Here is a 20,472-nt window from a genome sequence, read left to right as displayed (position 1 = left end):
GATTTACGTCTGCCAGCTTAAATCGCGTCTTCGTCTTCTTCACCCGTGCGGATCCGGATCACCCGCTCCACTTCAAATACAAAGATCTTACCATCACCAATACGACCGGTTTGTGCCGTTTTCATAATAGCTTCGACACAGCGCTCGACTTGTTCATCGGTCACCACGATTTCCAACTTTACCTTCGGCAGGAAATCAACCATATACTCAGCACCGCGATAGAGTTCGGTATGGCCTTTTTGCCGGCCAAAACCTTTCACTTCGGTTACCGTCATACCGGTAATATTGATATCAGCCAGTGCCTCGCGCACATCATCCAGTTTAAAGGGTTTGATAATCGCTTCAATTTTCTTCATGGTAAGACTCATTGCTTTGCTTGCCGGTGGCCGAAGTATAACCTTAATCCACCCGGCGATGCACCTTTGTGCGCCAGATAAAAGCCGCTGTCAGCAGACGATTTATTGATCCTTTCTGCATTAAATCCGTTAAGATATTGGCAACTAACAGTGAGGCCGCTATGAGTATCGAGCAAGCAATAATCCGGGAAATGCGGGTACTGCCGCAGATTGATGTTGAATTTGAAATCCGCCGCCGCGTCGACTTTATCAAAGCCCGCCTGCAGGCATCGGGTTTAAAAACACTGGTCCTGGGGATCAGCGGAGGGGTTGACTCCACAACCTGTGGCCGCCTGGCACAACTGGCGGTGGATGAATTAAACCAGCATAGTTCAGGTTATCAGTTTATTGCGGTGCGCCTGCCTTACGGCGTGCAACAGGACGAAGCCGAAGCTCAGTTGGCCCTGTCGTTTATTAAACCAAGCCAGAGTGTTACGGTAAATATCAAAGCGGCGGCTGATGCGTTGCATCAAAGTACGCTGCTGGGGATCGAAGGCCTGCCATTACCTGGCGACGCGCAGCAGGATTTTGCTAAAGGTAACGTTAAAGCCCGCTGTCGGATGGTGGCACAATATCATATTGCGGCGCTGCAGGGCGGCCTGGTACTGGGAACCGATCATTCGGCCGAGAATATTACTGGTTTTTATACTAAATGGGGCGATGGTGCCTGTGATTTAGCACCGCTGTTTGGCTTAAGTAAACGTCAGGTACGGGCATTAGCGCGGCAGCTGGGTGCACCGGAATTACTGGTCGAGAAAACACCAACAGCTGATCTGGAGTGTATGGCGCCACAAAAAGCAGATGAAACGGCGTTAGGTCTGACCTATCAGCAGATTGATGATTTTCTGGAAGGTAAAGCCGTCGACACTGCCGTAAGTGAGCGTTTGGTGCAGATTTACCTGAAAACTCAGCATAAGCGCCAGCCTATTCCAACAGTTTACGATTAAGTAAACCGGCATTTATAGCCCGACTCAGCAACATAAATAACATTTATTTCACAAAACAATTGTCTGAACTAGACTTCAATAAGCAATAATTGGAGTCTAGTGATGCAGCAACAAGGCCTGACCTTACTCGAATTACTAATCGCGTTGGTGATCCTGGTGATCTTAATCACTATCGCTACACCGGCGATGGATGAGTTTATCCATCAACAGCGTGCCAGTAGTTACCTGCAACAATTCGACCGTCATCTACATTACGCTCGCGTCCAGGCCAGTAGCAGCCAACAGCCGGTCCGCGTTTGTCCGGTGCTGGCTAACCACTGTCAGGGTAACTGGCAGCAAGATCCCGTGAAGCTGATGTTGCTTAATCCTGTTGATCAACAGGCTGAATTACTGCGTGAGCTACCTAGGTTACCTGACGGCCATCGACTAACTTATAACCGGCAACAACTGCAATTTCGGCGGGATGGCAGTTTGGACGCGCTGGAAAACGGGACTTTTTATTATTGCCCCCCCGGACGTTTCAACTGGCATTACCGGCTGGTACTGAACCAAGCCGGTCGGGGTCGTTTGCAGCACTATACTCAGCCCTGCCCGGCTTAATCGGCATCAAAATTACTATTAATCCCAGCAACTTAAAGACTCGGTTAGGCCGACATTACGCTGCCCAAAATGATTCAGGCTGTACTGCAAACACGTTGTATCCTGCAGTTGTGGCCCCTGCGCTTTTGCTTTAAGTAGAAACTGAGCCGGGTCAGCCTGCGTCAGTTCGATCCGAAAGCGGCCTGAGGCAGTAATAGACTGCGTGAAACCTAAATCCGTGAGCTGATTGCTATACCGGCCTTGCTCTAACAGCCACTGCTCTTGTTTCGTTGCTAGTTCGAGCAGAGCTGTGACGGCTTCTGCCCGATAGCTTCTTAACACATATTGCTGGTACGACGGATAACTGACCGCTATCAGAATGCCGAGAATCGCCAACGTAATCAGCATTTCGAGTAAGCTAAAGGCACGGCTAAACATCAGAACGCCCCTCTTTCATCCCGGTAGGTTGCTAAGCGCTGCCACAGTGGAAACTTGTCCAGTGTTAAAGGCGCCGTGCATTGATGGCAATCCGTGGTGATTTTCAACAGGGTGTCAACTAAGACTACCGACTGTCGCTCATTGGCCAACACTAAGATCAAACGCTTATCCGGCTGCTCTCTTATGCGCAGGGCCGCTTGCTCCAGATAAGGAATAGCCCAACTGCGTTTGGGATAAATCTGGCTGGCGGTATAAAGTTGTACCGCATAAAGTTGCTGTTCTGTTTTATCAAACTGACAACTGTTGGCATCTTTTACGGTAATGGCTGGGGCATAAATCACCCCGGCGATCACTGTAGGTAAGCTACTGACGCGACCGGACAAACGCAGTCTCCAACCAGCGGCACTTAATAACACCCGCCAATCTGCAGCGCTGTATTGCTGGCGCAGCTCTGCATCGCTCAGTGTCGTCCGATCAACCAGTTGGCTACTTTTCATCACATAAGGTTGCCGCCCGGCAACCGGAAAACGCAGGCTAAACAATACATCCTGGCCACTGTCAGGCTCAGTACCGAGTAGCAGTAGTTGATGCTGTTCCAAATTTCGCCAGGACATCGGAGCTAACTGAGACGGTAAACGGGCACGAATCAGGGTAACTGCGGTATGAAAATGCAACCCGGCATCGGATAAATCGGCCATCAATAACGGCTGTCCAAACTGGCTTTGCTGCCATGGCACACGCCAAACCTCACCGGTGCTGGTCACTAACCAGAAATGGTCTGCTGCACCGTCCAGATTGGCATCTTCAGCTAGTGGTCTGGCTTGGATAGCGCCCTGGATGCCTGCTGCAGATAAATCCAGCCCCGAGAGATCATAGCCGGTATCAGCAGCCACCAGCTGTAACCGCAGAGCGTCGACAGCAAGCGTACGGATATAAGCGTCAGCCTGACGCTTTTGCTCGGCATGATTAATGGTAACTCTTACCGGATGATTCGGCAGTAACGGGCACCAGGCCGCAACCACGGGACTGAACAACGTCAGAAGCAATAATAAAGCTTTCATGGTGCAGGCTCCGATAATTTCAGCTGTTTGCGTAATAACAGACTGTTATATCGGGTAAACGCCGGCGGCTGCCTGGTCTGTTCACTGGTTTCGATTAACATTAAATCGCACTGTAGTGTCGCATCCGACCAAGCCGCATAAATACCGGGACAGGAGGGTAAGGCCAGCGTACTTTCCGGGACTTCGTCTGGCGCCAGGCCATTGAGCTGCTTTAAATGCTGCTCCAGTGTGCGAAATTCCAATTGTAATTGCTGTTGGGCTGTTTGTGCCGATTTCAGGCTTAACTGACTTAAAACCAGATTACTGGCTACCACTAATAACATAACCACTAAAAACAACAGTGCACTGAGTAAAACCATTCCTCGCTCTCTCATAGCTCCTCCGTAGTTTCAGTAACTAAATTAACTAATGTATCAGTACCTCTTCTATCATCTGTGAATCTTTGCTGCTTAGATTAACCTGCCGGCTCAGCCGTAAGATCAAACTTTACTGCGCCACTGAGTAGTAATCTGCGGTAATGATCGCCTGGCGCCTGAAAACTATGCTTACCCATCTGATATAAACGGTCATTGCGATAACGTCGATCCGGTGCCAAAGTCCGCATCAGTACATAAAACCTCAAACCCAGAATACGACTTTCCTGCTGTAACCAATGCGAGGCCGTCATTTCAGCAGTAGACAGCAGATAATCGGGTACGCCATCCAGATCACTATCAATCAGAAACTCAAAATGTAGGCGCTCTACCCCATCTAACATCGAATCTGTACTTATACTGGCATGTCCGGCACTATTTCTGATTAACCGTTTGCGCATTAATACCGGCACATCTTCACCAGCCTGACGTTGTAACTGGATATACAGCACCAAATGCTGGTAAGGATAGAGTGTATCTGCTGTGGCGGGCACGTTAGTGTGATCAACAAAGCGGCTTTGCTGCCAGTCCGGGAACAGATAAAAGCGATTATGGCGCATAGTCGCCGGGGTAGCGGCGGCGCCGATGGCTCTTTTAATCTGGATATATTCGGTCTGCGGCGCCAGATTATTCAGGCAATTTAATACCCGGCCTGGAAGTGCTTGTCCGGCAAATACATTTAAATAAGCCAAATTGGCGTGCGGAAAGCTACCGCTATCCATGCCATCAACAAAGCAATCAGCGGCAGGTGGGGCCTGGTTACTCACCGCACGCTGCATCGCAGCCAGCGTCTGGCCACCAAAAAAGCCGGTGTTTTGCAGTTCGTTGTATAGCAAGTTGATTGCCAACTGCCCATTTTGTTGCAGAAAAGCCAGTTGCCGGCTCTGACTGGACGAGGCACTTAGCGAACTAAAGGCGGTTAGTGTCAACCCCAACAGCAATAAACCCAGCACCATTGCTATCATCAGTTCCGTGAGTGAGAAGCCTCCATGCTGTCTCATAGCTCACTCCGGTAAACCCAGATGAAACAGCCCCCGACCATTACCAGCCTGACAGCTGGAGTGGGCGACAGATAGCGGTTGCACTCTGGCCTGCCAACTGGCTGCAAGCTGTAACTGGCCTTGTTGCTGGTTTAGACAAAACGCAGGTTGGAACAGCAAACCATAGCCTTGATCTGCCAACCATTGCTGTTGCCAGTGCCGGATTAAAAATTGCTTGCTGTTACCATGCTGACAAGGTGCCGCCGCAGAACAGTTAACGGCATTTAATGCCCCGGAGACTTGATAGTTATGTGTTGCTGCAGATTGCTGATAAAAGCGCAGTTGTTGCAGAATATCGCGGGATAAGGCGACAACAGTGGTACGCTGTGTCGCCTCAGAAGCCAGACGCAGTGCCTGTAATTGTGTCGCCAATACGCCTAATAACCCTACCTTCAGGATGAGTAGCGTAATGAGTACTTCAATTAAGGTTGCTCCGCTCTGGCGAGTCATGATGACCTCGGTTATTTACCCTTGGGAAAATAACCTTAGATCAAATTGACAAAAAATCAACAAAAAGAAAACAAATTTATGGTGAGATATCCTCTATCCAGCCAGACATCTTACCTGATGTGCCTGCCCCAGATTGCGCATCAAATGCCCAAAGTTTCTTCGCAGTGTCATTGAGTAACCCATGGGCTTTCGATAAAGCGTCGGTACTATAAATAAAATCCGCAGCTCCACCATCAAAATCTACAACAAACTCGGCTTTCACACCACCAAAAGTCCATTTTCCATTTGCGTCCTGTTCAGGCGATGCAAATACAATAGAAGCCTCCATCGGCTTATTACCGCCTCCCTTGAATACAAAGCTTTTACCTGTAACAACGATTAATCCAAAATAATCAAAATTTCTTCCTGTAATACTTAAGTTTCCATTAATAACCAAAGTCCCTGCACCTGTACGCCCATTACTACTTATATCCAAATTACCCTCGTGATAGGTAATTTTAGGTTTATCCCTCGTGCCCATGTCTGTAGGTGCAAAACCTTTCTCAGCATTCGGTAAAGATGCCCATTGATTCTTAATAGACTGGACGAAATCATTCATTAATTTGGGATCACCAAAAGCACCATCATAATTAACAACCTCTATCCCACCTCTGTAATTATCAATTCGTCCGCTTTTAATTGCTGCATTAAGTAATATTTCTTTATTAGCTTGTGAATTAGTTGCTATAGCTGGTGCATATATCGCTTTTCCGTCTTTATCCCTGCCAATTTCCTTACCAGTTATTGAAAATTGATTGCTTTTTGCCACATCAAGCTCATCTGGATTCAACAAGTTATTAAAAACGAACGGAGCTAGATCCCCCCCCCCAGAACCTTGCGTGTAAACACTTATCAAACAACGAATAACACCCGAGCCAGTTATTTCACCGCAACTCCTAATTGTCGCGTTTTTATTATTAAATACTACTGATGTAATATTCCAATTGGCTTGAGCATTTTGAGAAGCTGAAAATAAAGCATTTATACCTGATTTTGTGGCAGCTTCATTTCCCCAACTTGTACTATTGATAGGGTTATCAAACCAGTTTTTCGCGTTTACTAATCCGCTTTCAGCAGCCATAAAAGCCAATGAAATCTGGCGTTGATTTGCAGCAACTTTTTCACCGAGCATAGAATTACCTACGCCAGCAATACCTACAATGGTGATAATTAACAGCAACAACAGGCTGACAATTAAAACCGAACCACGTTGATTGACTTTCATTGTAAACCTCTCTTAACTCTTGAATTTATTTGTTAAGATATTATTTCTTACACCAACTCGAAAATTAACCGCAATATTATTTGTTGTTGAAGCTTTCATAGTTAGCTGTATATTCACTCCAATCGCAGTAGCGCAATTACTTCCTCCTACGGAGATACAGTCAGTACTAAAAGCAACGATATCCTGCGACAGTATCTCTGCTGCCGAAGCGCCGACTTGACGAACTAGAATGTTATTGGCTTCAAGGCGGTATACGGTATTTCCAGATGGGCCAACGACAGTAAAATTCGGCGAAGTAGTTACAATACTTCCAGCCCGAATATCACTGGCAAGTAAGTCACTAATCAAACTTAAATCGCTCTGTAATCTGTTAAAGCGTTGAGCTTCGTTATAAGCTTGTTGACCACTGATAAAAATCTGAATGCCACCACCGAGGACTACTATGCCAAGCGTGAGAGCTATCAGCAATTCGACTAAGGTTACACCTCGCAGGTGCCGTTTTTTGGTTCGGATTGTTTTCTGAGTCATGGATACAAGTCCATTTCATAAACAAAGGTTTCTACCCCATTGGTACCCGCAATTCTGTTTTCCTGCCACCGCACCGAAATTCGCCATTTACCGCTACCGACATTTTCGATTGAACTTGCTGTTGCAGCAGCAGGTAATACGCCCGTCCAGTTAGTTAACCACTCAGATTGAATCGTTGCAGCAGTTTTAGCCGGTGTATCACCCAAGTTGATCCACAATCTCTCCGCTGCATCCATCGCGACGATACTAGCTAAAGTACGCTGAAAAGCAGAATGACTATTCTGAACCGTTTTGAGTTGTAACGCTGCCATACCCAGTAAACCAATAGCTATGACTAAAACAGCAATAAGGACTTCAAGCAGTGAAAACCCAGCTTGCTTAGGCGTTAATAATATTCGTTCATCTGTCACTATTAGCCTCCACAAGTCCCACTTGCAACCTTTAAGGATCCACCAGTTTCCACTGTTAATTGACGATCATTATTAGAATAAGAAAGCTGGAAACAATTATCAGCACTAATACGCCTGCCCCGAAGATCAAAGACAACAGCAATAGTCCCGGAACCAGTTAGGGAAACTGAGGTGGCACTTTTGTCCACTGTACGTAATACCGTTGTCGTTCCGGGTTGTATAACTTCCGCTTTCCAACCTGTGCCTGTCGTTAGGTTAACAGTTACATTAACCCGACGTTTTATGGCCTCTGATCGAGCATAGTGCATTAAACCTAAAAGCTCATTTGCCTGACTTCGCAAAGTATTTTTCCGCATCATGTCAACAAATGATGGAGTGGCAATGCCGATAATAATAGCTAACACGGCAATAGTGACCATCATCTCAACCAACGTAAAACCTTTAATACGTCTCATTTTAAGCCTTACCAGCAAGCCGCTGGTGCTTTAACACCAACATTAGTAAAAGTCATTTCACTACAAGCTGTATCTTTAGCCTGATCACCTTTCGCTGTAGCTTTAAGGGTAAAAGAAGTAGTTGGAGCTACGGGAGATACCGTTAAGTTATAGTAAGTACCATTTTTTGCGACTGTTAAGCCTGCATAAGAATTAGTATTCGTATACTGTCGTTCAAGAGACTGTGCCGCACTTAATAATAAATCCCGGGCCTCAGTCCGTCTGGATTTACGAACAGAATCTTGGTAAGCCGGAAAAGCAATACTCGCCAATATTGCAATAACGGCCACAACGACCATAAGCTCGATCAAGGTAAAACCAAACTGCTTTACAGGCTTAACGGATCTGTACTGCATAAGCTTCCAAAATGTCATATAGACCTCTGAGTTAACCATATCAATTATTAAAATTAGTGCGAGTTGTACCCGATAAAAGGCGCTTTTTTCTGACCAGCGGTTGCAAAGTTAGCTTTGTATCCCCTCTTTGGATTGCAGCGAATGCTTAACGGCGCTTAGCACCCGCCGACTAATGGCTAATTTATGCTTGCCCTGCTCCAGCTCTGCCATTGCAGGGCCCGTTGCGGGTTGGCGGATCGCTGTTAAGTATTGCGGATTAATCAGCGTTTTGCGGTGAATACGCAGTAACTGTGGATAGGCTTCTTCCAGCTGATTTAAGCTTTTATCCAGTAAGATATGCTGTTCAGCTAGCTGCATGCGCACGTATTTGTCTTCAGCAGCAAAAAAACGTACCTCAGCCAAAGGCACGGACTTGGGTAGCCCAGCTTGCTGATAACTTACCTGCGGCAAATCTGGCGGGTTTTTCTGCAAACGGTTTAGTTGCCCCGCACGCTGCAAGCTACGTTGCAACTGGCTTAGGCTTATCGGCTTAAGTAAATAATCAACCGGGTGCACATTAAACGCCGCCAGGGCATGTTCAGGATAAGCGGTAACAAAAATCAACGCCGGTGGCAACGCGCTACTGGCAAAGGCCTCTGCCAATTGCAAACCACTTTCACCGGGCATCGAGATGTCGAGTAGCACCAGATCCGGTTGCAAGCTAGCTGCCAGCTGCCTGGCCTGCTCTGCTGATGCTGCTTCCGTTACCACTGCATTAACTGCGCATTCGGCGAGTAAGCGCCGCAACCGGCTGCGGGCCAGCGGCTCATCATCAACGATTAAAATATTCATCATCTTTGTTCCCAGACCAGCGGCAATACCAAGGTAACACTAAACTGCTGATTTTGGTCTTTGATCACCATTTGTGCTTGCTCGGCAAATACATAGGCCAATCGCTGTTGAATATTCTGCAGCGCCATACCATTGTGTGGCTGACGACTACCCTGCAGCGGATAAGGGTTTGTTATGACGATTTGCAACTGTTGGGCCGTCTGCGTCATCTTAATCAGGATCTCACCACCCGCAGCTGCCGGCTCAATGCCGTGTAGCACCGCATTCTCCAGCAGGGGTTGCAAGGTTAAGGCCGGCAACTGTAACTCAGGCATTGGCTCTGGCAGCTGCCAATTCACCTTTAATCGCTCGCCTAACCGCCATTGCTCTAACGATAAATAACGCCGGCAGAGCGCCAACTCTTCTGTCAAAGAGATGGTTTCCGCTGTTTGCATCGCCGCACGAAATAATGCCGCTAAATCCAGCAATGCCTGCTCTGCAGCAGCGGCATTCTGGTGTACCAGCTCAGCAGTAGAATTTAAGGTGTTAAATAAAAAGTGGGGCCGGATCCTGGCCTGCAGTGCTATCAGTTCAGCCCGGCTTTGCGCGGTGATACTTTTGCTTTGTTCATCCGACATGATCAGTAGCTGGATCACCAGTAAGGCCACCACAAAACAAATCAGCAGGTTATTAATGAGTAACGCGGGTAATTCAAGAGTAGGGGCTAATTGCTGAAAATACCAAAAACTAATTATCGTGCAGCCGGCGGTAATAGTCAGCAGAATCCCCTGGATCAACAGCGCCAACTGCCAAAAACTCGCCCGGCTTAACAGTGGCGTGAACCAGCTAAATGTCAGACAACTAATTAAAGCGATCCACTGTAAAAACAGACTGATAAAACCCAGGCGATACCAAGGCGAAGAGTCGATAGAAAATGGCGCGAAGGCTAACAATAACGCCAGGCCTTGAGTGAACACAATCACCCGTAATAACTGCACCGGGCTACGAAAATCAGGGAGGCGTCTGTTAACCTGAGTTGGCTGGTTTAACATCAGCTGACCTCCCTGTCTGAAGACGTTATCTTAGCTCTGCCGGAATGGCGAACACTACATTCTCTTCGCGGCCGGTCGTTTCGGTCACCGTTTTACCGCCCCACATTTTCAGCTGGCTAATCACATCCTGCACCAGAATTTCCGGTGCAGAAGCACCGGCGGTCACGGCAACCCGGCTGATACCATCGAGCCAGCTTTGCTGAATATCATTGGCGGTATCAATTAAATAGGCTTTGCAACCAAGCTTCTCCGCCAGCTCGCGTAAGCGGTTGGAGTTACTGCTGTTTTTGGCACCGACCACCAGCATCAGTTCAGCCTTGGCGGCCAACTCGCGCACCGCATCCTGGCGATTCTGGGTGGCATAGCAAATATCATCTTTGCGCGGCCCTTCAATATCCGGAAAACGAGCGCGCAGCGCATCAATCACATCAGCGGTGTCGTCTACCGACAAGGTAGTCTGACTGCTGTAGCACAGCTGTGCCGGATTTTTAACCTGCAGTTTTTCGACATCCTCGACCGACTCCACCAGATAGATACCACCTGCAGCATTATCATACTGGCCCATGGTGCCTTCTACCTCAGGGTGACCAGCATGACCAATCAGGATACATTCGGTACCTTTGCGGCTCGCGCGGGTGACTTCCATATGTACCTTAGTTACCAGTGGACAGGTGGCATCAAACACCTTTAAGCCGCGCTGCCGTGCATTTTCACGCACCGCCTGCGACACACCGTGGGCGCTGAAAATCACGATATGGCTATCCGGCACTTCGTCCAGTTCATCCACAAACACCGCGCCGCGTCGGCGTAAACCATCGACCACAAATTTATTGTGCACCACTTCATGCCGCACATAGATTGGATGCGGAAACAGCTCCAGCGCCCGCTCTACGATACTGATCGCCCGGTCAACACCGGCACAAAAGCCCCGCGGGTTAGCGAGTAAAATATCCATCTTTAGCTTACCTGCACAATTTCGACATTGAAGGTCAGAGTCTGACCCGCCAGCGGATGATTAAAATCAACGGTGACCGAATCGCCTACCACGTCCCGCACTAAGCCCGGCAATTCCGAGCCATCCGGCATCGCAAAGCCAATAATGGCACCAACTTTAGCCGGCGCATCAGCCGAGAATTTACTGCGGTCAACGTAATAAATATTATCCGGGTTCGGCATACCATAGGCGTCTTGTGGGGCCAGGGTAAAGCTTTTTTTCTCTCCGGCCGTCATGCCTAATAACTGGGCTTCAAATGCCGGTGATAAGCTGCCATCGCCCATCTGTAATTTTGCCGGCTTGTTGTGCACCCGGGTACTCTCGGCGGCACTGCCATCGGCCAGCGTGATATCAAAGTGGAAGATTACCGTACTTTTGGCCTGAATTTCGCTCATTTTTTTGCCTCAGAATCACTGCTAAAACTGTCCCAGATAATCAGGGCGGCGCCAATACAGATCGCCGAATCGGCAATATTAAAGGCCGGATAATGCCAGGTCTGGTAATACAGATGGAAAAAGTCTATTACGTAACCATAGATACTGCGATCAATTAAATTACCGATAGCGCCGGCAAACACCAGGCTTAATGCCAACCCCAGCTTAATCTGCTGCCGTGGTAACCGGCTCATCCAGACCGCAATCACAGTGCTGATCACCACCGCCAGAACAGTAAAGAACCAGCGCTGCCAGCCACCGGCGTCACTTAAGAACGAAAAGGCCGCGCCATAGTTACGCACATAGGTCAGATTAAAAAATGGCAGTAATTCAATCGAATCGTACAGGGCCATATTCTGATGTACCAGCTGCTTGGTCAGCTGATCCAGACCGATTAACAGCAGGATCAGCCACCACCAGCGCCAGGCGGTATTATTAAACAACTGCATCAGGCAAATTCCCGCTGTTCACCGCTACCTTCTACGTTACTGACGCAACGTAAACAAATGCCCGGATGGGCGGCATCGGCGCCGACATCGTGACGGTGGTGCCAGCAGCGCTCGCACTTGGCGGCGGTAGAGGCTTCCACCAGCACACTTAAGCCTTTAATGGCGGTGGCCACCGCAGCGGCAGCCGGTTGCTCCGCACTCACCTTAGCGGTTGACGTAATCAGCACAAAACGCAGCTCGTCGCCCAGCTGTGACAGCGCTTGCGCCAGTTCAGCACCGGCGAACAAGGTCACTTCGGCCTGTAAAGAGGCGCCGAGTTTTTCTTCGCGGCGCGCTGCTTCCAGCACCTTGTTGACTTCATCGCGAACTTCTAACAGCTGTTGCCAGAAGGTGTCACTGAATTTGCCAGCCGGTAAATTGGCAAAACCCGGATACCAGACATCGGTAAACACATAAGGCGTGCTCTGGCCTGGTAAGGCTTCCCAGATTTCCTGCGCGGTAAAGCTCATTATCGGTGCCATCCAGCGTACCATCGCCTGGGCGATATGATACAGCGCAGTCTGGCAGGAGCGGCGGGCTTTGGACTCGGTGTGCGCCGTATACTGGCGATCTTTAATCACATCCAGATAGAAACTGCCAAGCTCTACGGTACAGAAATTCATCAGTTTCTGACTTACCTGATGGAACTGATAATTATCGTACGCATCGATAATTTCTTGTTGTAACTTCGCCGCCCGGTTTACGACCCACAGATCCAGCTCCACCAGTTCATTAAATGGCAGTGTATCGGTTTTCGGGTTAAAACCATTCAGGTTGGCCAGCAGGAAGCGCGCGGTATTCCTAATACGACGGTATTTATCTGCAGCTCGGTTCAGAATTTCATCCGATACCGTCATCTCCGAGGTGTAGTCCGTGGTCGCCACCCATAAGCGCAGAATATCGGCACCCAGTTTGTTCATCACATCCTGCGGTGACACCACATTACCCAGTGATTTCGACATCTTGCGGCCTTCACCGTCGACGGTAAAGCCATGTGTCAGTACCTGTTTATACGGCGCCTTGCCTTTAATACTGACGCCTGTCATCAGTGACGACATAAACCAGCCACGGTGCTGATCCGAACCTTCTAAATACAGGTCAATTTCGGCACCATGAAATTCCGGCCGCGCATCTACGACTGCAGCATGGGTCACGCCAGAGTCAAACCAGACATCCAGGGTATCGGTAACCTTAACGTAATCGGCAGCATCCGCGCCCAACAGCTCAGCAGCATCCAGATCAAACCAGGCCTGAATACCCGCCTGCTCAACTTTCTGCGCCACCTGCTCAATCAGTTCGGCCGTACGTGGATGCAAGGCGCTGTTGTCTTTGCGCACAAAGAGCGCAATCGGTACGCCCCAGGTACGCTGACGTGAAATACACCAGTCCGGCCGGCCGGCGACCATATTTTCAATCCGCTGCTGACCCCAATCCGGGATCCAGCGGGTTTGCTCAATTTCTGCTAATGATGTCTGGCGCAGGCCTTGTTGCTCCATGCTGATAAACCACTGCGGCGTAGCACGGAAGATAATCGGCGTTTTATGGCGCCAGCAATGCGGATAACTGTGCTTATAGGCTTTATGTACCAATAAGGCACCGGCCGCTTTCAGCGCTTCAACTACCGTTTCATTGGCTTTAAACACATGTTGCCCGGCAAAGAGCGGCGTATCCGGCAGATAGACACCGTTGGCACCCACCGGGTTAGCGACTTCCAGACCATATTTCTGACCAACTACAAAGTCTTCCTGACCATGGCCCGGTGCCGTATGTACACAGCCGGTACCCGAATCCGTGGTAACGTGTTCGCCTAACACCACCGGCACGCTAAAGTCATACAGCGGATGCTGCAGCTGCACTAAATCCAGTGCTGCGCCCTGACAGAAACCCAGCGCATGGTAATGCTCAATATTGGCGCGCGCCATCACGTCTTTAACCAGATCGGTGGCCAGAATTAAGCGCTCTGCGCCATTTGGACCTTGCTCAACCTGCACCAGTGAATACTGTAAATCAGCGTTAAATGCCACAGCGCGGTTCGCCGGAATAGTCCAGGGAGTAGTGGTCCAGATCACCACCGAAATCGGGCCCTGCCCGGCATGACCAGCCGGATGATCAAACTTAGCAGCGACGCTGTCATCCAACACCTTAAAGCGCACATCAATCGCAGGGGAGACCTTGTCCTGATATTCCACCTCGGCTTCGGCCAAGGCCGAACCACAGTCGGTACACCAGTGCACCGGCTTAAAACCCTGTTGCAAGTGGCCATTACCGATAATTTTACCCAAGCTGCGGATAATATTGGCTTCGGTAGCATAATCCATAGTGCGATACGGCTTATACCAATCGCCTAATACACCTAAACGGATAAAATCAGTACGCTGCGCATCAATTTGCGTTAACGCATACTCGCGGCATTTGTCACGAAACTCCGCCGGTGTCAGCTTGGTACCCGGCTTGCCATATTTTTTCTCCACCACCAGCTCAATCGGCAGGCCATGGCAATCCCAGCCCGGGACATAGGGCGCATCAAAATCAGACAGGGTTTTGGCTTTAACAATAATATCTTTCAGAATTTTGTTAACGGCATGACCGATATGGATATTGCCATTGGCATAGGGCGGGCCATCGTGCAGGATAAAGGTTTTCTTGCCTTGTTTTGCACTGCGGATCTGACCATAGAGATCATCCTGCGTCCACTTGGCCAGCATTTGCGGTTCCCGCTGCGCCAGATTACCGCGCATGGCAAAGGCCGTTTCCGGTAAGTTAAGGGTATGCTTGTAATCGCTCATCCGTTTCGGTTCCGTTAGGTTGTCGGGGCCTGCGCGGACGCGGCCTCACTAAAATACTGTTGTGCTGCCGCAACATCGGCGGCAATTTGTTGTTGCAATGCATCCAGACTGGCAAAACGTTGCTCGGCTCGAAGTTTATGCCGTAGCTCTACCCGGATCTGGCTGCCATATAAATCCTGATTAAAATCAAATAAATGGGCTTCTAACTGCTCACGACTGCCCTGCACTGTCGGTCGGTTGCCAATATTGGCGACACCGTTAAAAACACCATAACAAGTATGCGCTGTAATAGCGTACACGCCCGACACCGGTAGCTTACGCCGGTAAAGCCAGACATTGGCAGTCGGAAAACCCAGATCCCGCCCCAGCTTACGGCCATGGCGCACCCGGCCGCTTAGTGTAAAAGGGCGCCCCAGCATGGCGGCGGCTTTGTCCAGTTGGTCTTGTTGCAGCGCTTCGCGAATCAAAGTGCTGCTGACCCGCTGCTCGCCCAGTTTTAAACTGGAGGTACTGTTTAAACCAAAGCCATATTGCGCCGCGGCCTGGGCCAGTAAGGCATAATTACCACTGCGGTTTTTGCCAAAATGAAAATCATCGCCGACAATCAGATGCCGCACGCCCAGCTTATCCAGCAACAGGGTTTTGATAAACTGCTGCGGATCCTGAGCGGCAAAGCTGCGATTAAAATTCACACACAGCATGCGGTCAATCCCGACGGCGGCCAGCGCCTGATATTTTTCGCGAAAGCGGCTTAAACGCGCTGGCGCGGCATTACCGGCAAACAGCTCCAGCGGCTGCGGCTCAAATACCAGAACGCAGGATGGCAGCTGAAGTGACTGCGCTAACTGCTGCACCTTTGCCAGCACCGCCTGATGCCCCAGATGCACACCATCAAAATTGCCAATAGTCAGTACACAGCCTTGATGCTGCGGCAGAATATTATGGATACCGCGGATTAACTCCATGCCTGCAATAATGCCTCTGGTGCCTGTAAACGCCGGATTATAACCGGATTAGTGACGGCTTTCAGCAACAGATTTCGCTTTAAAATCAGCCAAACGTACCCCGAAAAGCAACAGCAAGGCGAAGTACAACAGCACCGCGCCGACACAAAGGCTACTTAACAACAGAATTTGTGCTGCCAGTGGCCGGGCAATCCAGTCATTCAATTCTGGACTTAACCACCACAAGGTTGCCGCCATTAAGATCGCGGCCAGGCTAAACTTGGCCAAAAACCAACAGTTCTGCCGGCTAAGCTGATAAATTCCGGCCAGCTTTAAACCCCGATACAGTAAAAACGCATTTAAACTGGCCGACATGGCGGTCGCCAGCGCCAAGCCAACATAACTTAAAAACGGTGCCAGCATCAGGTTAAACACCATATTAGCGACCATGGCAATAATGCCAATTTTTACCGGGGTTTTAATATCCTGCCGCGCATAATACCCGGGCGCCAATACCTTGATCAGCATATAGCTCAGCAAACCACAGCTATAGGCCACCAGACTGTAAGACACCATCAGTACATCTTGCTGGGTAAATTCGCCGCGCATAAAGAGCACACTAATAATGGGCTGGCCCAGTACCATCAGCGCCAGCATCGCCGGCAAACCAAACATCACCACAAAACGGATCGCCCAATCCAGCGTATGCGAAAAACGCTCCGCATTGGCAGTGGCATGATGGCGTGACAGGTTCGGCAAAATAACAGTGGCAATTGCAATACCGAATAAACCCAGTGGAAATTCAATTAAGCGATCTGAGTAGTACAGCCAGCTGACCGCACCGGTTAATAAAAACGACGCGATCACGGTATCCAACAGCAGGTTGATCTGACTGACTGACACCCCGAAAAGTGCCGGCAACATAAGGGTGCGGATTTTCGTCACGCCCGGATCGCGCCAACCCCATTTTGGCATCACCAGCAAACCGGCTTTGGCCAGAAACGGCAGTTGAAACAACAGCTGCACCACGCCACCAATAAACACACCCCAGGCCAGGGCCAGCGCCGGCTCATCCAGCGTCGGTGCCAGATAGAGCGCACTGCCGATAATGGCAATATTTAAAAATACCGGCGTAAAGGCCGCCACCGCAAAGCGGTTATAGGTATTTAGAATGGCGCCCGACAAGGCAACCAGGGTGATAAACCACAAGTACGGAAAAGTGATTTTCAGCATTAACGAGGCCAGCTCAAACTTATGCGCATCCGGGCCATCGTTAAGCCATTCGATAAACCAGCCCATACCAAACAGCAAGGCTAATAGCGGTGAGGCAATAACACCAAATAGGGTTACCAGTGTGACAATCACGCCGAGTGTGCCGGCGACTTTTGCCACCAACTCACGCACCGCATCATCGCCATGCTGGGCTTTCACCTCACTTAATACCGGCACAAAGGCCTGCGAGAAAGCGCCTTCGGCAAATAAACGGCGTAAGAAATTTGGAATGCGGTTAGCAAAAAAGAACACGTCGGCCGCCGCACCGGCGCCGACAAAGTTGGCTACAACCACATCGCGGACCAGCCCCAACACTCGTGAAATCAGGGTCATAAAACTCACAATCAGCCCTGACTTTAATAATTTTCCCGACACCTGAAACTCCTGTGTATAATGCGTCGCTATTTTCACCTGTTCGGGGCGCCAATTACCAGCGGTAATCCCAATTAAATTGCTGGCCTTTTCGCGGAAAGCATTTGACAATGGCACAGTAAATAGGCATATTATGCGGCCTTTAAAGAGTCCGGTTTAGTTTTTAGGAGTGTTACCTTGGCTAACATTAAGTCTGCTAAGAAGCGCGCAATTCAATCAGAAAAACGTCGTCAGCAAAACGCCAGTCAACGTTCTATGATGCGTACTTTCATCAAGAAAACCTACGCAGCGGTGTTAACTGCTGACGCAGTTGCTTCTCAGGAAGCATTCAACAAAATGGTTCCGGTAATTGACCGCATGGCGGCCAAAGGTCTGATCCATAAGAACAAAGCAGCTCGTCATAAAGCTCGCTTAAATGCACATGTTAAAGCGTTAAAAGCCGCTTAACTGTCAGAGTTCGACAAAAAAGCCAGCTTCCGCTGGCTTTTTTGTTTTGCGCTATTTTGTTTAGAAAGTCAGCATCGTACCCATGCGGCGTCTAAGCGTGGATAGCGCCCAAAAATAAAGGCTGCCGCAGCAACCTTTATTCTGAACAATACAATTTGTGCATCAACGCAATCAAGGCCTCGGCCTCGGCGCTATTGAGGCGGTAAAATACGGTTTGTGCTTCTTTGCGGGTTTTCACCAGTTTATGCTTTCGTAACAGTGCCAAATGCTGCGAAAGGGCTGACTGACTTAAATCCAGCTTTTCGTTAATCTCACCTACCGACATTTCACCTTCTAACAGGTGACATAAAATAATCAGCCGCCGCTCATTCGAAACTGCCTTTAGCAACTTCACAGCTTGCGCTGAATTTTTCAGCATATCCTCTAAATTCATTTGTCGTTACCATTACCTGACTGGTTAAATCTGAAAATCAAAGTGCTTAGCGCTTCAGACCAGACTCTGACCAATAATCAGAGCAAAGGTTGCACCAGACTATAAATTCGTTCTGCCGAAAATGGCTTTACGACAAAGGCCTTGGCACCACCGGCCACCGCAGCTTTCAGGTTATCGACACTTGAGTAAGCGGATACCATAAAAATGTGCGATTGCTGATCGACACGCCGGAAACGTTGTAAGAGTACCTTACCGTTGATGTCTGGCAGCTGAATATCCAAAAATACCAGTTGCGGGTGCTGCTGCAAAAACAATGCTTCAGCACTGGCGCCATCTGCGGCCTCATGTACAACTGACACACCAAGCGACTGTAAAATTTGCTTTAAATAATGTCTGCTCGCTAAGGTGTCATCGACCACCAGCGCCGTCAGGCCTGTTGGTATGGTTCCTTGTTCTAGCCCTTGCATCCCTATGGCAGCTCCTGTATCCGTTAATCGGGCTAAAATGGGGTTTAGCCGCGTAAGCTGGGTTTAATCCGTTAAAGCTGTTAAATTTGCCTGACAACCATTATCACAAGGCAAACAATAACAATGAAACTGTGGTTCTCAACTATCATAGCAGCTTTTAGCCTGAATGTGCAGGCAGCCCCTTTAGCACTGGATAAAGATCTGGCGTATAACCTGGTCGAGTCGTTAACGGTGGAAGTGGGTCCGCGACTAGCCGGCAGCGAAGCCGATTTGCGCTCGGTGGTCTGGGCGGAACAACACTTTAAACAGTTAGGCTTTGATAAAGTCTGGCGCGAGCCCTTTGATATGCTGCATTGGGAGCGCGGCGCTGCCAGTCTGCGGGTGGGCGCGCCTTTTAATCAGGCTCTGGTCCTCACCGCTCTGGGTGGCTCAGTCGGCACGCCTTTTGATGGTATCGCAGCTCAGGTGGTGATGTTTAATACGCTGGATGAGCTAATCGCAGCCGACCCGGCTCAAGTCAAAGATCGCATCGTCTTTATTAACCATGCGCTGGAAAAAGATATTCGTGGTGGTTTTTACGGTCAGGTGGTCGGTGGCCGCGCCCGGGGTGCGGTTGAAGCCGCGAAACTGGGCGCGAAAGCCCTGTTAATCCGCTCGGTTGGCAGCAGCAATAACCGCTTTGCCCATACCGGCCAAATGCGTTACGAGGAGGGCGTACCAAGGATCCCTGCCGCCGCCATCTCGGTACCTGACGCGCAGCAATTAAGTAAGATCCTCAGCCGCAACCCGGAAGTCAGCCTGAATCTGCAGATGAATAACAATCTGCCGGGTAAAGTCACCAGTCATAACGTCATTGCCGAAATCACTGGTAGTAAAAGACCAGATGAAATTGTGCTGATTAGTGCTCACCTGGATTCCTGGGACGAAGGTACAGGGGCGCTGGACGATGGTGCTGGTGTTGGTATCGTGATGGCCGCAGCGGCGCTATTAAAGCAGGAAAAGCCCGAACGCACTATTCGGGTGGTGCTCTTTGGTAACGAAGAAGGCGGGTTGATTGGCGCCCGTGCTTATGCCGCCCGCCATCATCAGGAATTACACAAGCATGTGTTTGCCTCAGAGTCTGACTTTGGCGCTGGCCGGATCTGGCGTTTTGATACCGGTATGGGCGAACAGGCACTGAATTTTGCCCGCCAGGTGCAGCAAAAACTGGCGCCACTTGGGATCAGCATGGGCCCGAATACGGCCTCGGGTGGCCCGGATGTCTCAATTTTAAAAGCACAGGGCGTACCGGTAGCAACACTGATGCAGGACGGTACCGATTACTTTGATTATCACCATACACCCAATGATACGCTGGATAAAATTGATCCAACGGCACTACGGCAAAACCTGGAAGCCTGGCTGATTATGACCCGTGCTATCGCCAATAGCAGCGTTGATTTACGTCAATAACCTCCCCCTCCCCCTGCTGTCAGCATTATGACAGCAGGGTTACATCCATTAATTTATCTAATCTGAAACTTACAATATTCCTCAGTTGAGTAAAAACTCCACACTGCTCATAATGCGCGCAATTAACCTGCCGCAATATGGAGCCT

Annotated in this window: 25 protein-coding genes; 4 read left to right on the top strand and 21 right to left on the bottom strand. The window is 49.4% G+C overall.

The genetic code is table 11. The features are described from left to right. Positions 1–17 precede the first annotated feature (17 nt). Positions 18–356, bottom strand: a complete 339-nt coding sequence (gene glnB / locus AAY72_RS12000) for a nitrogen regulatory protein P-II (RefSeq protein WP_008985714.1) — start codon at positions 354–356, stop codon at positions 18–20. Between the two features lie 161 nt (positions 357–517). Here glnB and nadE point away from each other — a divergent pair, with 161 nt between their 5' ends. Together nadE and AAY72_RS11990 are read left to right on the top strand one after the other, a co-directional pair. After that, entirely contained in the window at positions 518–1,342 is an 825-nt protein-coding gene (gene nadE / locus AAY72_RS11995; protein WP_197408410.1) for an ammonia-dependent NAD(+) synthetase, read from the top strand. A 102-nt stretch (positions 1,343–1,444) separates the two neighbouring features. Further along, positions 1,445–1,942, top strand: a complete 498-nt coding sequence (locus AAY72_RS11990; protein WP_008985712.1) for a GspH/FimT family protein — start codon at positions 1,445–1,447, stop codon at positions 1,940–1,942. Positions 1,943–1,960: 18 nt separating this feature from the next. Here the strand turns inward: AAY72_RS11990 and AAY72_RS11985 are convergent, their stop codons facing one another. The 18 genes from AAY72_RS11985 to murJ form a co-directional block, all read right to left on the bottom strand. Continuing rightward, the gene (locus AAY72_RS11985; protein WP_057787737.1) at positions 1,961–2,359 is read right to left on the bottom strand and encodes a type IV pilin protein; all 399 of its coding nucleotides are present in this window, start codon (positions 2,357–2,359) and stop codon (positions 1,961–1,963) included. Further along, on the bottom strand, positions 2,359–3,420 hold the full coding sequence (locus AAY72_RS11980; protein WP_057787735.1) for a hypothetical protein: 1,062 nt from the start codon (positions 3,418–3,420) through the stop codon (positions 2,359–2,361). The genes AAY72_RS11985 and AAY72_RS11980 overlap by 1 nt, the downstream gene beginning before the upstream one ends. Next, positions 3,417–3,794, bottom strand: a complete 378-nt coding sequence (locus tag AAY72_RS11975) for a hypothetical protein (protein ID WP_231728960.1) — start codon at positions 3,792–3,794, stop codon at positions 3,417–3,419. The genes AAY72_RS11980 and AAY72_RS11975 overlap by 4 nt, the downstream gene beginning before the upstream one ends. A gap of 80 nt (positions 3,795–3,874) precedes the next feature. Further along, positions 3,875–4,834 (bottom strand): PilW family protein, encoded by a 960-nt coding sequence (locus AAY72_RS11970; protein WP_057787733.1) that lies wholly within the window; start codon positions 4,832–4,834, stop codon positions 3,875–3,877. A gap of 3 nt (positions 4,835–4,837) precedes the next feature. Further along, positions 4,838–5,323, bottom strand: a complete 486-nt coding sequence (pilV, locus tag AAY72_RS11965; protein WP_057787731.1) for a type IV pilus modification protein PilV — start codon at positions 5,321–5,323, stop codon at positions 4,838–4,840. Positions 5,324–5,399: 76 nt separating this feature from the next. Beyond that, the gene (locus AAY72_RS11960; RefSeq protein ID WP_057787729.1) at positions 5,400–6,587 is read right to left on the bottom strand and encodes a PilX N-terminal domain-containing pilus assembly protein; all 1,188 of its coding nucleotides are present in this window, start codon (positions 6,585–6,587) and stop codon (positions 5,400–5,402) included. Positions 6,588–6,599: 12 nt separating this feature from the next. Next, on the bottom strand, positions 6,600–7,115 hold the full coding sequence (locus AAY72_RS11955) for a PilW family protein (protein WP_057787727.1): 516 nt from the start codon (positions 7,113–7,115) through the stop codon (positions 6,600–6,602). Next, positions 7,112–7,525 carry a type IV pilus modification protein PilV gene (gene pilV / locus AAY72_RS11950; protein WP_057787725.1) on the bottom strand — a complete coding sequence of 138 codons (414 nt, stop codon included), beginning with the start codon at positions 7,523–7,525 and terminating at the stop codon, positions 7,112–7,114. Before pilV (AAY72_RS11950) ends, AAY72_RS11955 begins: the two co-directional genes overlap by 4 nt. A 2-nt stretch (positions 7,526–7,527) precedes the next feature. Continuing rightward, positions 7,528–7,980 carry a GspH/FimT family pseudopilin gene (locus AAY72_RS11945; RefSeq protein ID WP_057787723.1) on the bottom strand — a complete coding sequence of 151 codons (453 nt, stop codon included), beginning with the start codon at positions 7,978–7,980 and terminating at the stop codon, positions 7,528–7,530. A gap of 8 nt (positions 7,981–7,988) precedes the next feature. Continuing rightward, positions 7,989–8,393 carry a type IV pilin protein gene (locus AAY72_RS16995; protein ID WP_156411326.1) on the bottom strand — a complete coding sequence of 135 codons (405 nt, stop codon included), beginning with the start codon at positions 8,391–8,393 and terminating at the stop codon, positions 7,989–7,991. A 90-nt stretch (positions 8,394–8,483) separates the two neighbouring features. Further along, on the bottom strand, positions 8,484–9,209 hold the full coding sequence (locus AAY72_RS11935; RefSeq protein ID WP_231728959.1) for a LytTR family DNA-binding domain-containing protein: 726 nt from the start codon (positions 9,207–9,209) through the stop codon (positions 8,484–8,486). After that, entirely contained in the window at positions 9,206–10,237 is a 1,032-nt protein-coding gene (locus tag AAY72_RS11930; protein ID WP_008985700.1) for a sensor histidine kinase, read from the bottom strand. Before AAY72_RS11930 ends, AAY72_RS11935 begins: the two co-directional genes overlap by 4 nt. 25 nt (positions 10,238–10,262) lie before the next feature. After that, positions 10,263–11,192 (bottom strand): 4-hydroxy-3-methylbut-2-enyl diphosphate reductase, encoded by a 930-nt coding sequence (ispH, locus tag AAY72_RS11925; RefSeq protein ID WP_057787719.1) that lies wholly within the window; start codon positions 11,190–11,192, stop codon positions 10,263–10,265. A 2-nt stretch (positions 11,193–11,194) separates the two neighbouring features. Then, positions 11,195–11,626: an FKBP-type peptidyl-prolyl cis-trans isomerase gene (gene fkpB / locus AAY72_RS11920; RefSeq protein ID WP_057787717.1), complete on the bottom strand. Its 432-nt coding sequence runs from the start codon at positions 11,624–11,626 to the stop codon at positions 11,195–11,197. Then, entirely contained in the window at positions 11,623–12,114 is a 492-nt protein-coding gene (gene lspA / locus AAY72_RS11915) for a signal peptidase II (RefSeq protein WP_057787715.1), read from the bottom strand. The genes fkpB and lspA overlap by 4 nt, the downstream gene beginning before the upstream one ends. Continuing rightward, on the bottom strand, positions 12,114–14,939 hold the full coding sequence (ileS, locus tag AAY72_RS11910; protein WP_057787714.1) for an isoleucine--tRNA ligase: 2,826 nt from the start codon (positions 14,937–14,939) through the stop codon (positions 12,114–12,116). The genes lspA and ileS overlap by 1 nt, the downstream gene beginning before the upstream one ends. A gap of 14 nt (positions 14,940–14,953) precedes the next feature. Next, positions 14,954–15,904, bottom strand: a complete 951-nt coding sequence (ribF, locus tag AAY72_RS11905; RefSeq protein ID WP_057787712.1) for a bifunctional riboflavin kinase/FAD synthetase — start codon at positions 15,902–15,904, stop codon at positions 14,954–14,956. A gap of 48 nt (positions 15,905–15,952) precedes the next feature. Then, on the bottom strand, positions 15,953–17,530 hold the full coding sequence (murJ, locus tag AAY72_RS11900) for a murein biosynthesis integral membrane protein MurJ (protein WP_369815361.1): 1,578 nt from the start codon (positions 17,528–17,530) through the stop codon (positions 15,953–15,955). A gap of 174 nt (positions 17,531–17,704) precedes the next feature. Between murJ and rpsT the strand changes: the two genes are divergently transcribed. After that, positions 17,705–17,974: a 30S ribosomal protein S20 gene (gene rpsT / locus AAY72_RS11895; protein ID WP_008608893.1), complete on the top strand. Its 270-nt coding sequence runs from the start codon at positions 17,705–17,707 to the stop codon at positions 17,972–17,974. A gap of 136 nt (positions 17,975–18,110) precedes the next feature. Here rpsT and AAY72_RS11890 read toward each other — a convergent pair whose 3' ends face one another. Further along, positions 18,111–18,407 (bottom strand): helix-turn-helix transcriptional regulator, encoded by a 297-nt coding sequence (locus tag AAY72_RS11890; RefSeq protein WP_008949981.1) that lies wholly within the window; start codon positions 18,405–18,407, stop codon positions 18,111–18,113. Between the two features lie 77 nt (positions 18,408–18,484). Then, a complete protein-coding gene (locus tag AAY72_RS11885) occupies positions 18,485–18,874 on the bottom strand; it encodes a response regulator (RefSeq protein WP_008985694.1) in 390 nt (129 codons plus the stop codon). Between the two features lie 123 nt (positions 18,875–18,997). Here AAY72_RS11885 and AAY72_RS11880 point away from each other — a divergent pair, with 123 nt between their 5' ends. Beyond that, a complete protein-coding gene (locus AAY72_RS11880; RefSeq protein WP_057787708.1) occupies positions 18,998–20,326 on the top strand; it encodes a M20/M25/M40 family metallo-hydrolase in 1,329 nt (442 codons plus the stop codon). Positions 20,327–20,472: the final 146 nt, after the last annotated feature.

It is taken from the genome of Alishewanella sp. WH16-1, assembly GCF_001441695.1.
GTDB lineage: Bacteria > Pseudomonadota > Gammaproteobacteria > Enterobacterales > Alteromonadaceae > Alishewanella > Alishewanella agri.
This window is presented reverse-complemented; position numbering and strand designations above follow the sequence as displayed.